The organism is Streptomyces sp. TRM68367 (genome assembly GCF_014495685.1).
In the GTDB taxonomy this organism is placed as follows: domain Bacteria; phylum Actinomycetota; class Actinomycetes; order Streptomycetales; family Streptomycetaceae; genus Streptomyces.
This window is the reverse complement of record NZ_JACTVI010000135.1, coordinates 1-16,947: the sequence shown is the minus strand read 5'-3', so window position 1 is coordinate 16,947 and position 16,947 is coordinate 1. Positions and strand designations below refer to the sequence as shown.

General features: G+C 73.9%; 2 protein-coding genes. Both read right to left on the bottom strand.

Annotated features, from left to right (window positions below; genetic code table 11):
* A partial coding sequence (locus H8R17_RS41130; RefSeq protein ID WP_187828309.1) for a non-ribosomal peptide synthetase occupies positions 1 to 12,116 on the bottom strand: 12,116 nt, incomplete at its 3' end.
* On the bottom strand, positions 12,113 to 16,947 hold a 4,835-nt coding region (locus H8R17_RS41125), incomplete at its 5' end, for a non-ribosomal peptide synthetase (RefSeq protein WP_187828308.1). The genes H8R17_RS41130 and H8R17_RS41125, both read right to left, overlap by 4 nt.

The following is a 16,947-nucleotide window of genomic DNA, read 5'->3' as shown; positions in this document are numbered from 1 at the left end:
ACCCCCGGCAACCCCGCCAGAGCCGACTCCACCTCACCCAACTCGATACGGAAACCCCGCACCTTCACCTGATCATCGGCCCGCCCCAGGAAGTCGAGTTCGCCCCGCGGGGTCCACCGGGCCAGATCGCCCGTGCGGTACATACGGGAGCCCGCCGGACCGAACGGATCGGCCACGAACCGTCCGGCGGTCAGGCCCGGACGCCCCAGATACCCGCGCGCGAGGCCGGGGCCGGCCAGGTACAGCTCGCCGGGGACGCCCGGGGGCACCGGCTGCAGTGCGCCGTCGAGGACGTAGGCCCGCATGTTGCGGATGGGACGTCCTATGGGGACGGATCCGGTGGGCGGCTCCTCGTCGGGTCCGATGAAGGACACCACGCACCCGACGGTCGCCTCGGTGGGGCCGTACTCGTTGATCACGGTGGCCCGGGGGCTGCGCTCGCGCCAGGCCCGGACCGTCTCCCCGGTGAGTGCCTCGCCGCCCACGACCAGGTCGGCGGTCGGCGACAGCGAGTCGGGCAGGGCGGTGAGCAGCGGCAGGTGGCTGGGCGTGGCCTTCAGGAAGGCCGGACGGCCGCCGCTCGCCGCCTTCGCCTCCAGGTCCGCGGGGCGTATCGAGCCACCGGCGACGAGCGGGCCGAGCAGTGCCGTCACGGTCAGGTCGAACGCGATCGGCGAGTGCAGCAGCACGCGGTCGGCGAGGCCCGGATAGGCATCGCGGGCCCAGGTCAGGTACGCGTGCACGGACGCGTGCTCGACGACGACGCCCTTGGGACGGCCGGTGGAGCCGGAGGTGTAGATGACGTAGGCCGGGTGGGACGGCGTCAGCGGTGCGTTCCGGTCGGCATCCGTCACGGGTGTGTCGTCCTGCGTAACGGACGCGGCGGCCTCGGCGAGCAGTTCCTCCACCAGCAGGCCCGGCACCGCGGACACGGGCAGCCGGTCCGCGGTCTCGGCGGAGTACAGCAGCAGGGCCGGCTCGGCGTCGGCCAGCAGGTAGGCGATGCGCTCGTCCGGGTAGTCCGGGTCGACGGGCAGGTAGGCCGCGCCGGACTTCAGGACGGCCAGGACCGCCACGACGAGGTCGGCCGAGCGCGGCAGGGCGAGTGCGACGAAGCGCTCCGGCCCGGCGCCGCGGGCGATCAGCAGGCGGGCCACCCGGTCGGAGAGCCGGTCGAGCTCGGCGTACGACAGCACGGCGGCGTCGGTTTCGACGGCCGCAGCGGCGGGGTCGCGCCGCACCTGTTCGGCGAAGCGGTCGAGTACGGTCCCGGAGGGCGCGGGTTCGACGGAGCCGTGCCAGTCGGTCAGCAGGTGGCGCCGCTCGGTGTCCTGAAGTATGTCGAACTCGCCGATGCGCCACGAGGGTTGCGTGGCGACCGCGCCGAGGAAGCGGACCAGGCGCTCGGCCATCGTGTGCGCAGCGCCGTGGTCGAAGAGGTCCGTGCTGTACAGCAGTGCGCCGCGCAGTCCGGCCGGCGAGCCGTCGGCGGTGAAACGCTCGCCGAATCCGAACAGCAGGTCGGTCCGGGAGACGCCGGTCTCGGTGGTGCCCGGGGTGACGGAGACGCCGAGCAGTTCGGCCACCTCGTCCGTGGCGGACTGCTGATCGGTGCTGTCGACCGTCAGTACGACCTGGAAGAGGGGGTGGCGGGCCAGCGCGCGCTCCGGGTTGAGCACCTCGACGAGGCGCTCGAAGGGCACGTCCTGGTGCGCGTAGGCGGCGAGGTCGGTCTCGCGGACCCGGTCGACGAGTTCGGTGAAGGCCGGGTTGCCGGAGGTGTCGGTGCGCAGCACGAGCGTGTTGATGAACAGGCCGACGAGGGCGTCGAGGGCCTCGTCCGTGCGTCCCGCCACCGGCGACCCGATGGGGATGTCGGTCCCGCCGCCGATCCGGGTCAGGAGTGCGGCGACGGCGGCCTGCACGACCATGAACAGACTGGCCCTGCGCTGTCTGGCCAGCCGGGTGAGCGCCTGGTGGACCTCCTCGGGGATCTCGAAGGCGATGCGCCCGCCCTCGTACGAGGGCACGGCCGGCCGGGGACGGTCGGTCGGCAGGGGCAGTTCGGCCGGCAGATCGGCGAGTCGGGCGGTCCAGTGGGCGAGCTGGCGGGCCACGGGGCCGTTGTCGTCCTCCAGCATGGCGCGCTGCCAGAGGGTGTAGTCGGCATAGTCGACCGGCAGCGGCTCCCACACGGGTGCCCGGCCGCCGTGGCGTGCGGCGTAGGCGGTGGCCATATCGCGTACGAGGACCGGCATGGACCAGCCGTCGGCGGCGATGTGGTGCAGCAGGAGCAGCAGCATCTGGTCGTCGTCGCCCAGGGTGAACAACCAGGCACGTACGGGGGGTTCGGCGGCCAGGTCGAAGACGTGACCTGCCGCCTCGTCGCGCCGGGCGTCCAGTTCCTGCTCGGTGACCGGCACCACCGTCAGTTCGGGGCGTACCTCCGCGGCGTCCAGGATCCGCTGGTAGGGGCCCTGCTCGTCCTCGGCGAAGACGGTGCGCAGCGGCTCGTGGCGGGCGACGACGTCCGCGGTCGCCTCGGTGAGGGCCGTCCGGTCGAGCTTCCCGGTGAGCCGCAGGGAGAGCGGGACGTTGTAGGTGGCGCGGGTGCCCTCGACCCGGTTCATGAACCACAGGCGCTGCTGGACGTAGGAGACCGGTACGCGTTCGGGGCGCGGGTCGACGCGGCGGACGCCCGCCCGGGCGGCGGACACACGCTCCAAGACGGCGCCGAGGCTCGCCACGGTCGGTGCCTCGAACAGTTCCCGGACGGAGAGTTCGACCTCGAGCGCGGTACGGATCCGGGAGGCCAGCCGGGTGGCCAGCAGGGAATGACCGCCCAGGGCGAAGAAGTCGTCGTCGATCCCGACCCGCTCGACGCCGAGCACCTCCGCGAACAGCGTGCACAGCAGCTCTTCGCGTTCGGTGCGCGGGGCCCGGGAGCCGGCCGCGCTCTCGTGCACCGGGGCGGGAAGGGCCCCGCGGTCCAGCTTGCCGTTGGGGGTGAGCGGCAGCGCGTCGAGGGTCACGAACGCCGACGGCACCATGTACTCCGGCAGCGTCTGCGTCAGGTGGGTGCGCAGCTCCTCGCTGTGGGCCGGGTCGCCGTGCGCCACGACGTAGCCGACGAGCCGCTGGTCGCCCGGGCGGTCCTCGCGTACGACGACCAGGCAGGCGGAGACCGCCGGGTGGGCGGCGAGGCGGGCCTCGACCTCGCCGGGTTCGATGCGGAATCCGCGCACTTTCACCTGGTGGTCGGCCCGGCCCACGAACTCCAGCTGCCCGGCGCTGTTCCACCGCACCACGTCACCCGTGCGGTACATACGGCTGCCGGCCGGGCCGAACGGGTCGGCCACGAAGCGTTCGGCGGTCAGCCCGGCGCGACCGGCGTAGCCGCGTACCACGCCGTCTCCGGCGATGCACAGCTCACCCCGGACACCGGGCGGCACGGGCCGCAGGAACTCGTCCAGGACGTGGACGCGGGTGTTGTCGAGGGGGCGGCCGATCGCCGGTTCCGAGACGTCGTCGGGCACCGGCCAGGCCGTCGACCAGATGGTGGTCTCCGTGGGGCCGTAGAGATTGGTCAGCTCCCGTACCCGGCCGCGCAGCTGCGCGGCGAGTGCCGCGGGCAGCGCCTCCGCGCCCACGAAGGCGCGCAGTCCGCCGAGCACCCCGGTGTCGTCCTCGGCGAGGAGGGCGTGCCACAGGCTGGGGGTGGCCTGGAGCACGGTGATGCCCTCCCGGGCGAGGAGAGCCAGCAGAGCGGCGGGGTCCCGGACGGTGTCCTGATCGGGCAGGACGACCGCGGCGCCGCACAGCAGGGGCAGGAACAGCTCGGGTCCGGCCATGTCGAACCCGACGGGGGCGACGGCGAGCTGACGGTCGCCGGGGCCCATCGCGAACCGTGTCCGCAGGGCCGTCATCACGTTCAGCAGGCCCGCGCGCGGGACCACCACGCCCTTCGGACGGCCGGTGGAGCCGGAGGTGTACACGAGGTAGGCGGGGTGCGCGGGCAGGACCGGCGCGCGCCGTTCGGCCTCGTCCGGGTCGTGTGCCGCAAGCAGGTCCAGTGCGCGTCGCACACCGGGGTCGTCGAGGACGATGTGCCGTCCCGCGGACGGGGGCAGCACGCCGGCCGCGGACGTGTGGGTGAGCACGAGGTCGGGCCGGGCGTCGTCGACGATGTACGCGATGCGCTCCGCCGGATAGGACAGGTCGAGCGGCAGGTAGCCGGCTCCCGTCTTCAGCACACCGAAGACGGCCGCCCACAGGTCGGGGGTGCGGGGCAGGGCCAGTGCGACGTACCGCTCCGGCCCTATTTCCCGGGCGAGCAGGTGGCGGGCGATGCGGTTGGCCCGCTCGTTCAGTTCCCGGTAGGTCAGCGCTGTGCCCTGGTGCACGACCGCGGGCGCGTCCGGTGTCAGGGCCGCCTGGCTTTCGAAGTGTTCGACCAGGCTTCCGGCGGGTGACAGGCTGGTGTTCCGGCCGGCTTCCTGAAGCAGCTGCCGCTCGGCGGCAAGCAGCAGATCGACGCGGTGCAGCGGCAGGGTCGGCCGCTCGGCGACGGTCCGCAGCAGCTGGAGCAGACGCTCGCCGAGCCGTTCGATCGTGGACCGGTCGAAGAGGTCCGTGCTGAAGTCCAGGGCGAGGTGCAGCCCGGCCGGCTCGTCCTCGGGCCCGAAGCGTTCCTCGAAGGTCAGCTGCAGGTCGTAGCGGCAGGTGCCCGTGGTCACGTCGAGGGCGCTCGCGACCGGGCCCGGCGGGTGGTCGCCCGGGGTGCCGAAAGCGTCGGCGAGCGTGCGCCGGGCCTGGGCGAGGTGTACCTGGAACAGGGGGTGGCGGGCGAGGGAGCGCGCCGGGTCGAGTCGCTCCACGAGACGGTCGAACGGGACGGTTGCCCGCGCGGCCGCGGCCCGGGCCGTGTCCGCGACGCGGGCGATGAGTCCGGCGAAGTCCAGGGCGGCACCGGAGGTGTCGGTGCGCAGCACGAGGGTGTCCGCCAACGGGGCGGGAACACCGGGGAGTTCGGCGGCGAGGTCGGCCGCCGGGATCCCCAGCGGGAGGTTCCTGCCCGCGCCGAGGCCGGTGAGCAGGGCGGCGAGAGCGGCGTGCAGCACCGTCCGCAGGCCGGCTCCGTGAGTCTCGGCCAGGCCGCCGAGCGCCGCGTGCAGGGTCTGGTCGGCCGCGCACTCCACCCGGCCGCCGCTGTATCCGGCGACGGCCGGCCGCTGCCGGTCGACGGGCAGTTCCAGCTCTTCCGGCAGGCCGGTCAGCTGCTCCAGCCAGTACGGCAGGTCGTCGTCTGCAGCGTCCGGTACGGGGCGCTCGGCGGGGGCCGGAGCGGTCCAGCGCGGCGGCCGGCCCTCACGGCGGGCGGTGTAGGCGGCGGCAAGGTCCTCGGACGGCCCGGGTGCCGTCCAGACGTCGCCCGCGATGCGGTGGGTCACCAGCAGCAGGACGGCGTCCTCGTCGGAGATCCGCAGCAGCAGGGCGCGGAAGGCGGGGCCGGCGGTCAGGTCGAAGGGGCGGCGCGCCGCCTCTTCCAGCCGCTCGACGAGAGCCTCCTCGGTGGTGTCCGCCGTGTCGAGCACGGGCGCGCCGTCGACGGTGACGCGGTACGGGCCCCGGTGGTCCTCCGCGAACACGGTGCGCAGCGCCTCGTGCCGCTCCACCACGTCGGACAGGGCCCGGCGCAGGGCCTCCCGGTCCAGGGGGCCGGACAGGCGCACCGCGACCGGGACGTTGTACAGGGCGCTGTCGCCCTGCAGCTGGTGCAGGAACCACAGGCGCCGCTGCGCCGGGCTGAGCGCAGCCGCGGCGACCGGGCGGCCGTCCACCTCGGGGTGGGTACGCTCCAGTACCGCGGAGATCCCGGCGACAGTCGGTGCCTCGAACAGCTCACGGAGGGTCAGTTCCATGCCGAGCGCGGCGCGGACGCGTCCGGCGAGCCGGGCGGCGAGCAGGGAGTGCCCGCCCAGCTCGAAGAAGTCGTCGTCGATGCCCACCCGCTCCAGGCCGAGGATCTCGGCGAAGAGGTCGCACAGGAGCGCCTCGCGGCGGCTGCGCGGCTCCCGGCTGCCGTCCGCGGTGCCGAACTCGGGCTCGGGCAGCGCCTTGCGGTCGATCTTGCCGTTGGGCGTGAGCGGCAGCGCGTCGAGCCGTACGAAGGCCGAGGGCACCATGTATGGCGGCAGCAGCCGGGCCAGGTGGTCGCGGAGCTCTCCCGCGGCGGGCGGCTGTTCCGCGACGACATACGCCACCAGCCGGGTGCTGCCCGCACCGTCCGCCCGCGCTGTGACGACGGCCCGGTCGACCCGGGGGTGGGCGGCCAGGGCGGCCTCCACCTCGCCGGGTTCGATGCGGAAACCACGCACCTTGACCTGCTGGTCTGCGCGGCCGAGGAACTCCAGCTCGCCCGCGGCGCGCCAGCGCACCACGTCGCCGGTGCGGTACATGCGCTCGCCGGGGGCGCCGAACGGGCAGGCGACGAAGCGCTCGGCCGAGAGGGCCGGACGGCCCAGGTAGCCGCGCGCGAGGCCGTCGCCCGCGATGAACAGTTCGCCGGGTACCCCGGCCGGCACCGGCCGGAGCCGGTCGTCCAGCACGTAGACCCGGGTGTTGCCGATGGGCCGCCCGATGGAGGGGGCGCCGTCGGAGGGGGTGAGCTCGGCCGCCGTGGACCAGATCGTCGTCTCGGTGGGCCCGTAGAGGTTGGTGACCATCTGTCCGCGGCCCAGGAGGGTGTCGGCCAGGTCCGCGGGCAGCGCCTCGCCGCCGACGAGGACCCGGACGCCGGCGAGGTGTTCACCGCCCTGTTCAACCAGCGCACGCCACAGGCCGGGGGTGGCCTGCAGCACGGTGGTGCCGGTCCGTTCGGCCTCCGCGCACAGGGCGCGGGGATCGCGGACCTCGTCGGGTCCGGCGAGCACGACGGCCGCGCCCGCGGTGAGCGGGAGGTAGAGCTCCAGGCCGGCGATGTCGAAGCCGACCGTGGTGACGGCGAGCAGCCGGTCGTCGGCGCCGAGCCGGAACCGTTCCTGCATGGACGCAAGGAAGTTGTCCAGCGCGGCGCGGGGCACCACCACGCCCTTGGGGCGGCCGGTCGACCCGGAGGTGTAGATGACGTACGCGGCGTGGGCGCCGTCCACCGTGGGCAGGGCGTTCTCCGGGGGTGCGGCGAGCGCCGCGCGGGTCTCCTCCGTGTCCAGTTCGATGCGGGTGGCGGCGGTGGCGGGCAGCTGGGCGCCCGTCACGCGGGTGGTGACGACCAGCGCGGGCGCGGCGTCCCGCAGGACCCAGCTGATGCGCTCGGCCGGGTAGTCGGGGTCGACCGGCACATAGGCGGAACCGGACCTGAGGACGGCGAGGAGCGCCACGACGAGATCCGGGGTGCGGGGCAGGGCCACGGCGACGAGCCGGTCGGGGCCCGCGCCGTGTGCGCGCAGCAGCCGGGCCAGCCGGTCCACCCGCTCGTCCAGCTGGGCGTACGAGAGTTCCTGGTCACCGCTGACGAGGGCGACGGCGTCCGGCGTCTCGCGCACCCGGCGGGCGCACAGGTCCATCAGGGCGGCCGGCGACGGCCGCTCGGTGTCGTTCCATTCGGTCAGTACGCGCCGCCGCTCCCCGGAGCCGAGGATCTCGGCGTCGGCGACGTGCCGCCGGGGATCGGCGGTGAGGGCGTCGAGCAGGCGCACCATCCGGTCCGCCATCGCCTCGGCGGTGCCCCGGTCGAACAGGTCGGTGTCGAACAACAGGGAGCCGCGCATCCCGTCGGGCGTCCCGTCGTCCGCACGGTGCTCCGCGAAACCGAAGAGCAGGTCGAACTTGGCCGTGCCCGCCTCCGCGGCCACGGGCGACACGCGGGCACCGAGGAGTTCTCCGACCGCCTCGGGCGCGCGCTGGTGGTCCGCGGTGTCCGCGGTGAGCAGGACCTGGAAGAGCGGATGACGGGCGAGCGAGCGCTGTGGGTTGAGGTCTTCCACCAGCAGCTCGAAGGGCACGTCCTGGTGTGCGTACGCGGCCAGGTCGGTCTCGCGGACCTGGGCGAGGAGTTCGGCGAACGTCGGGTTGCCGGACAGGTCGGTGCGCAGCACGAGGTTGTTGACGAAGAAGCCGACGAGTTCCTCCACGGCCTCGTCGGTGCGTCCGGCGATCGGTGTTCCGATGGGGATGTCCTGGCCGGCGCCGAGGCGGGACAGCAACACGGCGAGGGCGGCCTGGACGACCATGAACACGCTGGCGTTGTGGGAGCGCGCGGTGTCCGCGACGCGCTGGTGCAGTTCGGCGGGTACGTCGAACTCGGTGCGCTCACCGCGGTGCGCCGTGCCGGACGCGCGCGGCCGGTCGAAGGGAAGCGCGAGTTCCTCGGGCAGTTCCGCCAGGGCGGTGCGCCAGTAGTCCAGCTGGCGGCCGAGAAGGCTGTGCGGATCGTCCTGCTCGCCCAGTTCGCGGCGCTGCCACAGGGCGAAGTCGGCGTACTGCACCGGCAGTGGCGGCCGGCCGGGCGCCCGGCCGGCGCGGCGGGCGGCGTAGGCGGTGGCCAGGTCGTGGACGAGCACCGGCAGTGACCAGCCGTCGGCGGCGATGTGGTGCACGACGAGGACGAGCGTGTGGTGCTCCGGGGCGTGGCTGAACAGGGCGACGCGCAGCGGGAGATCGCTGGAGACGTCGAAGCCGCGTGCGGTCCATCCGGCGACGAGCGCCGCCGACTCCTCCTCCGGGGCCTCGGTGTGGCGGAACTCCGGTAAGGCGTCGGCCGCGTCGAGGACGGTCTGGCACGGTCCCTCGTCGTCCTCGCCGAAGACGGTGCGCAGGGGCTCGTGCCGGGCCACGAGGTCGTCGACCGCGGCGCGCAGCGTGGCCGGGTCGACGTGGCCGTCCAGGCGCAGCACGACCGGGATGTTGTAGGTGGCGCCCTGCCCCTCGAAGCGGTTGAGGAACCACAGCCGCTGCTGGCCGAAGGAGAGCGGCAGCCGCTCGGGCCGCCGGCCGGCGGTGACCCTGCCCCGGGCTGCTCCTGTCCCGGATTCCAGTACGACGGCGAGCGAGGCGACCGTGGGCGCGTCGAACAGCTGCTGCACCGAGACCTGGACGTCGAGCACGGCGCGGATGCGGCTGGCGAGGCGGGTGGCGAGCAGGGAGTGCCCGCCGATGTCGAAGAAGTTCTCGTCGACGCCGACCGTGGAGCGGCCCAGTACCTCGGCGAAGAGACCGCACAGGATCTCCTCGCGCGGGGTGCGCGGGGCGCGGCCGGGGGCCGGGACAAAGGTCTCCGGCGCGGGCATGGCGCGGCGGTCCAGCTTGCCGTTGGCGGTCAGCGGCAGAGCGTCCAGCGTGACGAACGCGGACGGCACCATGTGGTCGGGCAGCTCGGCGGCGGCGTGCGAGCGCAGTTCGGCGGCCGCTGCCGGCGTGCCGGCGGGCACGGTGTACGCCACGATCCGCCGGTCGCCGGTGCGGTCCTCGCGCACGAGTACGGCGCACTGGGCGATGGCCGGGTGGGCGGCCAGGACCGCTTCGATCTCGCCGAGTTCGATGCGGAAGCCGCGGATCTTGACCTGGTCGTCGGCGCGGCCGAGGTACTCCAGTTCGCCGTCGGCGTTCCAGCGGGCCAGGTCACCGGTGCGGTACAGCCGGCTGCCCGCCGGGCCGTAGGGGTCGGCCACGAACCGCTGTGCGGTCAGGCCCGGCCCGTTCAGGTAGCCGCGGGCGAGGCCGGCGCCGGCGACGTACAGCTCACCGGTGACGCCCTCGGGCGCGGGGCGCAGGGAGCTGTCGAGCACCCGGACCCGCAGATCGGGGATGGCGGTGCCGACGAGACTGGCGGAGCGTCCGGTCGCCGTGCGGTCCAGGGCGACCTGCGTGACGTGCACGGTCGTCTCGGTGATGCCGTACATGTTGACGAGGACCGGCGCGTCGTCGGCGTGCCGCTCGTACCACTCCCGCAGCCGGCCCAGTTCCAGGGCCTCGCCACCGAACACGACGTGCCGCAGGGCGAGCCGGCGGCCGAGCTCCGGGTGCTCGGCGTCCGCCTGCATCAGCTGGTAGAAGGCGGAGGGCGTCTGGTTGAGGACGGTCACGCGTTCGTCGACGAGCAGGCGCAGGAACTGTTCCGGGTTCCGGCTCACATCGTGGGGTACGACGACGAGGCGGCCGCCGTGCAGCAGCGGACCCCACAGTTCCCAGACGGAGAAGTCGAAGCCGTAGGAGTGGAACAGCGTCCAGACGTCCTCGGGCCCGAAGCCGAACCAGTGCCGGGTCGCCGAGAACAGCCGCACCACGTTGTGGTGGGGCACCACGACACCCTTGGGGCGGCCCGTTGAGCCGGAGGTGTAGATCACGTACGCGGGGTGCTCCGGCTCCAGTCCGGCCGCCGGCCGTGCCCGGGGGGCGCTGGGGTCGGTGACCTCGGGCGGCAGGGTGTCGAGCACCAGGGCGGGCCGGGCGTCCTGCAGCATGTAGGCCACACGGTCGCGCGGGTAGTCCGGGTCGATGGGCACATAAGCGGCACCGGACTTCAGGACGCCCAGGACGGCGACGACCAGGTCCGCGCCGCGCGGCAGGGCGAGCGCGACGAACGTCTCCGGGCCGGCACCCCGCGCCGCCAGCCAGTGCGCCAGGCGGTCGGCGCGGGCGTCGAGCTCTTCGTAGGTCAGGCTCTCGTCACCGCTGGTGACGGCGACGGAGCCCGGGGTGCGCCGGGCCTGTTCCGCGAAGAGGGCCGGCAGGGTGGCGCGCCGGGCCTCGGGTTCCTCGGCGGTGCCGAGGGCCAGCAGCCGCCGGCGCTCCTGGGACCCCAGAAGGTCCAGGCGGGCGACCGGTAGCGCGGCGTGGCCGGGGATGGCGGCCAGCAGCCGCCTGAACGCCTGGGCGAGGGCCTCGGCCCGCGGGCGCGGCACGGCGTTGGGCCGGTGGTCGAGGTGGAAGCGCAGGGTCCGGCCGGGACCGACGACCAGGGTCAGCGGGTAGTGCGCGGCGTCCTGCGTGCGCACCGATGCGATCCGCAGGGTGGTGCCGAGGGCGTCGCGGCCGGCGCCGCTGGAGGGGTAGTTCTGGAACGCGTAGAGGCTGTCGAACATCTCGCCCCCGGGGATCGCGGTGTGCGACCGGATCTCGGCGAGCCCGAGGTGCTGGTGGGGCAGCAGGCGGGTCTGCTCGTCCTGGATCCGGGCCAGCAGGTCGCCGAGTGCCTCCGCGGGGCGCAGACGCACCCGCAGCGGCACGGTGTTGATCATCATGCCGACCATCGACTCGACGCCGTCCACCTCGGGCGGGCGTCCGGAGACCGTGTTGCCGGTGACGATGTCGTCCTTGCCCGTCAACTGGGCCAGCAGCAGCGCCCAGGCGCCCTGCACGACGGTGTTGAGGGTGAGTCCGGCGCCGCGGGCCCAGGCCGTGAGGCGTTCGGTGTCCGCCTCGGACAGCTCCGCGTGCACTCGTTCCGGGAAGACCGGGCTGCGGGACGCGCCGGGCGCAACCAGCGTGGGTTCCTCGAGATCCGCGAGCGCCTCGCGCCAGGCGCCGGCCGCGGCGGCCCGGTCCTGTGCCGCGAGCCAGAGCGTGTAGTCGCGGTACGGGCGGACGGCGGGCAGCCCGGAGGCCTCGCCGCCGGCGGCGTACAGGGCGATCAGCTCCCGCACGAGCACGGGCAGGGACCAGCCGTCGACCAGGGTGTGGTGGAACGTCAAGGCGAGACGGTGGCGGCCCTCGCCCAGGGTGAGCAGGGTCAGCCGCCACAGCGGCGGGTTCGCCGGGTCGAACCGCTTGACGCGGTCGGCCGTGAGGATCCGTTCCGCGGCCTCCTCCCGGCTCGCCGGGTCCAGGCCGGCGAGGTCCTCCTGGTGCCAGGCGAGCGGAACGTTGCGCAGGACCAGTTGGGCCCACTCCCCCGTTCTGCGCTGCCGGAAGCAGGTGCGCAGGGTCGTGTGCCGCTCCAGCAGGGCCGTGCAGGCCGCACGCAGCGCCCCGACGTCCAGCGGGTCCTCCAGATCGAAGACCACCTGGCCGGTGTAGACGTCGGTGCCGTCCGCGTCGTAGGCGTTGTGGAAGAGCAGTCCCTCCTGTAGCGGGGTGAGCGGCAGGATGTCCTCGATGGTCGTCTGCGGTCGGCTCACAGGGTCCCCCACTCCTCTTGCAGTTCCCGTTCGAACTCGTCGATCTCGCTCTGGCCGATCGAGGACAGCGCCACGTCGGAGGGGCTCAGTCCGCCCGCGTCGGGGCGTTCGGCATGGGCAGCTAGGGCTTCCAGTGCGCGGACCCAGGCCCCGGCCAACTCGCGCACGTCGTCGGGCGCGAGGAGATGGCCGGCGAAGGTCCAGGTGGCAACCAGTTCGGCGCCTTCGGAGGCGTCCTTGGTGGCCGCGTTGAGCTCCAGGACGTGCGGCAGCGGCATGTCCGGGTCGTGTTCGGGACCGGTGTCGACTCCCGCCTCGATGGTCCAGTCGGCCTCCTGCGGACCGCCGACCGTGTACCGGCCGAGGTAGTTGAAGCCGATCTCGGGACGGGACAGCCCGCCCAGCACATCCGCGGCGGCCGGGTTCAGGTGGCGCAGCATGCCGTAGCCCATCCCCCGGTCGGGGTAGCCGCGCAACTGCTCCTTGACGCTCTTGAGGAGCTGTCCGGCGGCCGGTCCGCCGGCCCAGGCGTCCGCCCGGTCCAGGGCGCCCGCCTCGAGGCGCACGGGATAGGCGTTGGTGAACCAGCCGACTGTGCGGGACAGGTCGGCGGCGCCGCCGATCGCGTCCTCCTCGCGCCCGTGTCCCTCGAGCTCCACGAGGACGTCGAAGCCGTGCGACCGTTCGGTGAGGGCGAGCGTGAACGCCGCCAGCAGGACGTCGTCCACCCCGGCCTGGTACACGGCGGGGACCCGGGCGAGGACCGCCTGCGTCACCGCGGCGGGCACCGTCACGGTGACCCGGCCGGCCGTGGCATAGGTGTCCCGCCCGGGGTCGAGCGGGCGCTTCCCGAGCGGCACCGCCGCGCGGCCCAGGGTGTCGGCCCACAGCGGCAGTTCGGCCTCTCTTTCCGGTGCCGCGGCGCTGCGGCGCAGACCGAGCGCCCAGCCGCGCAGCGAGGTGCCCACCGGCTGCAGGGCGGGTGTGCGGTCCTCGGACACGGCATGCCAGGCCTCGGCCAGGTCGGGCAGCAGGATGCGCCAGGAGACTCCGTCGACGACGAGGTGATGGGCGACGAGCAGCAGTCTGCCGGGGCGGGACGGGCCGCGGTCGAACCAGACGGCCCGCAGCATCTGCCCCTCCCGCGGCGCCAGCGTGCGGCGGGCCGCGGTGCCCTCGGCGACCAGGAGCTCGGCGTACGCCTCGTGCGTCGCGTCGGAGACGTCGACATGGTGCAGGCAGTGCTCGGCGGACACGGTGCCCGGGGCCGGGATGTCCAGCTCCCATTCGGGCCCCTCGGTGCCCAACCGGGCGCGCAGCGCGTCATGGTGGTCGAGCACGGCCTGCAGCGCCCCGACGAGATGGTGCCGCCGCACGCCCGGCGGCACGCGCAGCACATGCGACTGGCTGAAGTGGTCCACGGGCCCGCCGCGCTCGGCGAACGACCGCATCACAGGCGTGAGCGGCACGGCGCCGAGTCCCTCGTCCGCGTCCGGCCGCGGCAGCGCCCCGGCGTCGGCCGCGACCCGGGCCAGGGCGGCCGGCGTGCGGTGGGTGAAGACGTCCCGTACGGACAGCACCAGACCGGCGCGGCGCACCCGGCTCACGAGCTGGATGGACATGATGCTGTCGCCGCCCAGGGCGAAGAACTCGTCGTCGGCACCGACCTGTTCGAGGCCGAGCACTTCGGCGAAGACTCCGCACAGCAGCTCTTCGACGGAGGTGCGCGGGGCCCGGCCGGAGGACTCTGCCGCGTAGTCGGGAGCGGGCAGGGCGGCCTTGTCGAGCTTGCCGTTGCGGTTGAGCGGCAGGGCGGCCAGTGGCACGAAGGCGGCGGGTATCAGGTGGTCCGGCAGCCGCGCGGCGAGTTCGGAGCGCAGGGCGGCGGGCTCGGGCGCGGACTCGCGCCCCACGACGTACGCCACCAGGCGCCGGTCTCCGGGCCGGTCCTCGCGCACCACGACCCGGGCCTGCGCGACCTGCGGCAGCCGGGTGAGGGCGGCCTCGATCTCGCCGGGCTCGATCCTGAATCCACGCAGTTTGACCTGATCGTCGGTGCGCCCCAGGAACTCCAGGTCGCCGTCGGCCCGCCGGCGCACCAGGTCGCCGGTGCGGTACATCCGCTCGCCGGGCGCCCCGAACGGGCAGGCGACGAAGCGTTCGGCGGTCAGATCGGGCCGCCCGAGGTAGCCGCGGGCCAGCCCCGGTCCCGTGAGGTGCAGTTCGCCGGGTGTGCCGACCGGAACGGGGGTGAGGTCGGGGGCCAGCACGTAGGCGCGCACGTTGGCGAGCGGCCTGCCGATCGGCGGTGTGCCAGCGCCCGAGAGGGGCGCGCTGACCACGGAGTTCACGGTGTACTCGGTGGGCCCGTAGGCGTTGACGACCGTACGGCCGCGGGCGTGGCGGCGCACGGTCTCGGCGGTGGACTGCTCGCCGCCGACCACCAGGGTGTTCAGACCGGCGGGCAGTTCCGTCTCCGGGGGCAGTGCGGCGACCACGGATGCGGGCAGCTTGGCGAAGTCGATGCTCCGCTCCGCGAGGAACTCGGTGAGCGGCGCGCCGGGGGTGCGGCTCTCGTCCGGGGCCAGCACGAGGGTGGCGCCGGTGAACAGTGCGGTCCACATCTCCAGCACGGACACGTCGAAGCCGAATGAGGCGAAGTGCAGGACCCGGTGGCCGGGGCCGACGCCGAGCGCGGGGGCGAGCGTGGCGAGGCTCGCAGCGCCGGCGTGCGTGGTGACGACGGCCTTGGGAATGCCGGTCGAGCCGGAGGTGTGGATCACGTACGCCGGGTGGTCCAGGCGCAGCGGCCGTCGCCGGTCCGCGTCGCACGGGTCGGCGGCGTACCGCTCGTCCGCGAACATCCCGTCGTCGGCAGGGAGCCCTTCGAGGAAGAGCGCCGGGCGGGTGTCGGCGAGCAGGGCGGTGACGCGGGCCGCGGGCAGCCCCGGGTCGAGCGGGACGTATGCGGCACCCGCCTTCTGAACGGCGAGAACGGCGATGACGATGTCGCACGAGCGGGGAGTCCGCAGCGCCACGAGGTCCTCGGGGCCGATGCCGTCCGCGATGAGGTGGTGGGCGAGGCGGTTCGCCCGGGTGTTGAGCTCCCGGTAGGTGAGCGCCAGGCCGCCGTCCTCCAGTGCGACGGCGTCGGGGGTGCGGGCGGCCTGCTCCTCGAAGAGTGCGGGGATCGTCACCGCGGGGACGGCGCGCCGCGTGTCGTTCCACTCCACCAGCACGCGGTGGCGTTCGGCCTCGCTCATGACGGCCGGTGCGCCGATCCGCTGGCCGGGCCGGGCCGCGAAGGCACCGAGCAGGCGCACGAGGCGTTCGGCCAGCGACTGGGCGGTGGAGTGGTCGAACAGGTCGGTGCGGTAGGCGAGTGTCGCGCGTATGCCGGCGGGCGCGCCCGTGGCGCCGCGCTGCTCGAGGAAGGCGAAGGACAGGTCGAACTTCGCCGTGCCGCTGCCGACACGGTGCTGTGCGAGGTCGAGCCCGGGCATCCCGCTGAGGGTGTCCAGGGCGGCCTGCTGGTCGGCCGCGTCGAAGGAGAGAGCGACCTGGAAGAGCGGGTGGCGCGACAGGGAGCGTTCGGGGGTGAGGACCTCGACGAGGCGCTCGAAGGGCAGGTCCTGGTGGGCGTAGGCCGCCAGGTCCGTCTCCCGTACCCGGGCCACGAGGTCGGTGAAGGCCGGGTCACCCGAGGTGTCCGTGCGCAGCACCAGCGTGTTGACGAAGAAGCCGACCAGGTCGTCCAGCGCGTCGTCGGTGCGGCCCGCGACCGGCGTGCCCACGGGGATGTCGGTGCCCGCGCCCAGCCGGGTCAGCAGCACCGCGAGCGCCGCCTGCACGACCATGAACAGGCTCGCGCGCTGCTCGCGGGCGACGGCCGTGAGCGCTTCGTGCAGCGGGGCCGGTATCTCGTAGGCCACCTCGCCGCCGTGGTAGGTGGCGACGGCGGGCCGGGGCCGGTCGGCCGGCAGCTCCAGCTCCTCCGGCAGGTCGCGCAACTGCTCGCTCCAGTACTCCAGTTGACGCGAGGCCACGCTGTCCGGGTCGTCCTCCGCGCCCAGCACCTCACGCTGCCACAGCGCGAAATCGGCGTACTGCACCGGCAGCGGCGCCCACACCGGCGCCTGACCCGCACACCGCGCGGCATACGCCCGGCCCAGATCGCGGGCGAGCACCGGCATCGACCAGCCGTCGGCCGCGATGTGATGCATCACCAGCAACAACACGTGCTCGTCCGGGCCTAGGACGAACAGCCTTGCCCGCCAGGGTAGTTCCGTGGCCAGGTCGAACGGCTGTCGTGCGGCCTCACGCAGCTGCCGGTCGAGGAGGTCCTCCGCGGACGGTACGGAGGTGAGGTCCGGCGCGGCCGCGGCTCCGTCGAGCACGACCTGGTACGGGCCGCTGTCGTCCTCGGCGAACACCGTGCGCAGCACCTCGTGTCGATTCGCCACGTCGGCCAGGGCGGCTCGCAGTGCGGCGACGTCGAGGGCTCCGATGAGCCGCAGCCCGGCCGGGATGTTGTAGGCGGGGCCGGCTCCGTGGAGCCGGTCGAGGAACCACAGCCGCTGCTGGGCGTGGGACAGCGGGACGCGTTCCGGGCGGGTCCGTGCGCGGTGCAGCCTGGCCCGGGCGGGACGTCCCGCCCGGTCGAGTGCGTCCGCGACTCCCTCGACGGTGGGGCTCTCGAAGAGTTGGCGTACGGACAGTTCGGCGTCGAGGCTGCTGCGGATGCGGCTGACCAGACGGGTCGCCAGCAACGAGTGGCCGCCGAGCGCGAAGAAGTCGTCATCGATCCCGACCCGCTCCACACCCAGCACCT